Raw genomic sequence first — 565 nt, 5'->3', positions numbered from 1 at the left:
GGATCATTCTTATCTTATGCTTTGTTGATCCATTTTTCGGTATCTCCACCATCTTCTTTAATACGCTCCAGCATCTCAATTACAGCTTGGTTAGCTCCACCATGTAATGGCCCCCATAGGGCATCAATACCTGCAGATACCGAAGCATATAAATTACAATCAGAAGAACCTACCATTCTTACAGTTGATGCAGAACAATTTTGCTCATGATCAGCATGAAGAATAAGCAATGTGTTCATTGCACTGACTACTACAGGGTCTATTTCTATTTCTTCGGTGCGTTGCCCAAAGATCATGTTTAAGAAATTACTAACGTAATCGAACTTATTTTTAGGATAAATAAGTGGGTGACCTAATGATTTTTTATAAATGAAAGATACAATTGTAGGAAATTTAGCCAACAACTTAATCATTGTTAAATCCATCGTTTCTGCTGATGAATTTGCATTTAACGATTCAGGATAAAATGTTGATAATGAACAAACCAATGAAGATAATTGCGCCATTGGATGAGATTTTGAAGGGTATCCATCGAGGAACTTCTTCATATCTTCATGAATTAGCG

General features: G+C 35.8%; 1 pseudogene. It reads right to left on the bottom strand.

Annotation, left to right across the window (positions count from 1 at the left end):
- Positions 1-17: 17 nt before the first annotated feature.
- A pseudogene (locus AC1DG9_RS27655) lies at positions 18-565 on the bottom strand (citrate/2-methylcitrate synthase); the annotation flags it as partial.

It is taken from the genome of Pedobacter sp. 05L430, from assembly GCF_056397585.1.
This window is presented reverse-complemented; position numbering and strand designations above follow the sequence as displayed.